Below are 1800 nucleotides of genomic sequence, written 5' to 3'. Positions count from 1 at the left end.
TCTGTTCCGGTGGGGGCGGGCGTGGGGGAGAGGATCGCGGTGAGCAGCCGGCCGAGCCAGGCCCGCGCGGCGTCGAGATCGCCGTCGAGCAGGAGCTGGACGGTCACGCCGTCGTAGAGCGCGATGACCGCGCGCGCCGCCTCGCCCGCGTCGCCGAGCAGCGCGGGCAGCGGGCGGCCGCGCTCGGCCAGCTCGCGCAGGCGTTGGGCGCAGACGTCGCGCAGGGTCTCGCGGTGGTCGGCGAGCGCGCGGGCGACGCCGGGGCGGCGGGCGGCGTGCAGCAGGAACTCGGTCTTGACCAGCAACCAGTCGCGGTCCAGCAGCAGTTCGCGGGTGACCTGGGCGGTGAGCTCGGCGAGCGTCAGCTCGGGCTCGCCTTCCGTGGTGGCGAGAGCCTCCGTGAGCTGCCGTGCGATCAGCGCGGAGCGGTCGTCGTAGAGCGCGAAGAAGAGCTCGTCGAGGTCGGTGAAGTTGGAGTAGAAGGCGCCGCGTGTGAATCCGGCGGCGTCGCAGACGGCCTCGATGGTGGTGTGCCCGAAGCCGTTGGCCGCGAAGACGTCGAAGGCGGCCTCCAGCAGGCGCGCTCGGGTCAGTGCCCGGCGCCTGGTGACGCGCGCGGGCGCTGCCCCGGCCTGACCTGCGACGACGCTCGACGGCATCGGCCCCTCGTTTCGATACGTCGGTGTATCCGATACGCGAATGTATCGTGCGTCGCCGACGGCGTCGAGAGCGGACGCGCCGGAGGTGGGTGGAGATGAGGTGGGTGGAGACGAGGCGAGGGAGTCGCGGGAGGATACAGCGGCTGGTCCGGCGGGGGAACGGCGGCGGCGCAGGGCCGGGGGCGTCCGTATGATGACCGACCCATGGAGCCCCAACCGGAACTCGTCCGTCCGTACGTCACCGCTCTGAGCGGCGAAACGGACATGTCCTCCGACCTGCCCGAGCCGCCCGAGTGGCCCACCCCGGCGGCCCGGCGCGTGCACGCGCCCGTGCGTCCGGCGGTGGGTCGCGTCGGCGGGCGGCCCCTGCAGCCGGCACAGCGGGGGCTCTCCCGTGGGCTGACCGCGGCGCTCGCGCTGGGCGCGCTCGCGGCCGTCGGGCTGGTCGTGGCCGTGACGACGGACGGGGGAGGCGGCCCCCACAAGGCCGCGTCGGGGTCCGTCGCCGCGCCTGCCGCGCTCCCCACGTCAGGCGGCTCCGCGACGTCGGCCGCCACGACCGCGGCGGCGAGCCGCAGTGCGCACCCGGTGGTCCTACCGGCGCACGGGACGGTCGCGACCGCCGCCCCGCAGAAGTCCGCTTCCGCGACTCCCACCGCGTCGCAGCCCGCGCCCGCCGCGGCCGACGGCACACTGCGCCCGGGTGACCGCGGCCCGGCCGTCGTACGGCTGCAACAGCTGCTGTTCCAGCAGGGCTTCACCTACGTGGCGGTCACCGGCGTCTACGACGCGGCTACCACACGCGGGGTGACGCAGCTTCAGCAGGACCGCGGCATCACCGGCGACCCCACCGGCGTGTACGGTCCCCGCAGCCGCGCGGCCCTCGACCCGGGCCAGTAGGCAAGGTTCAGTCCGCCGAGGCCCAGACCGCTGCCACCTCGGCGGCGTGGGCCGCCGCCTGGGCCAGGCCCGCGCGGGCGGCGGGGGCGCGGCGGGAGGGGTCGAGGACGTTGCGGCCGAAGGCGCGCCGGGCGGCGCGGTCGGGGGTGATCAGGGTGACGCGGGCGCCCGCGGCGGCGAGGCGGGCCGCCCGGGGGCGCGGGGGGGGGGTGGGGCGCCGCCCGCCGCGACCGGGGCGGTG

General features: G+C 76.6%; 2 protein-coding genes and 1 pseudogene. 1 reads left to right on the top strand and 2 read right to left on the bottom strand.

What is annotated here, in order from left to right:
- The coding region (locus TR49_RS16515) for a TetR/AcrR family transcriptional regulator (protein ID WP_063770106.1) at positions 1-659 on the bottom strand (659 nt) is incomplete at its 3' end.
- Between the two features lie 204 nt (positions 660-863).
- Between TR49_RS16515 and TR49_RS40045 the strand changes: the two genes are divergently transcribed.
- Entirely contained in the window at positions 864-1559 is a 696-nt protein-coding gene (locus tag TR49_RS40045) for a peptidoglycan-binding domain-containing protein (RefSeq protein ID WP_052434364.1), read from the top strand.
- 7 nt (positions 1560-1566) lie between these two features.
- Here the strand turns inward: TR49_RS40045 and TR49_RS16505 are convergent.
- A pseudogene (locus tag TR49_RS16505) lies at positions 1567-1800 on the bottom strand (patatin-like phospholipase family protein); the annotation flags it as partial.

This window comes from Streptacidiphilus melanogenes, assembly GCF_000787835.1.
In the GTDB taxonomy this organism is placed as follows: Bacteria; Actinomycetota; Actinomycetes; order Streptomycetales; family Streptomycetaceae; genus Streptacidiphilus; species Streptacidiphilus melanogenes.
Note: the sequence above shows the minus strand (reverse complement) of the source record. Positions and strands in the feature narration are given on the sequence as shown.

Coding starts and splice junctions, on each gene's coding strand:
- TR49_RS40045 (WP_052434364.1), top strand. CDS start 864: ATGGAGCCCCAACCGGAACTCGTCCGTCCGTACGTCACCGCTCTGAGC.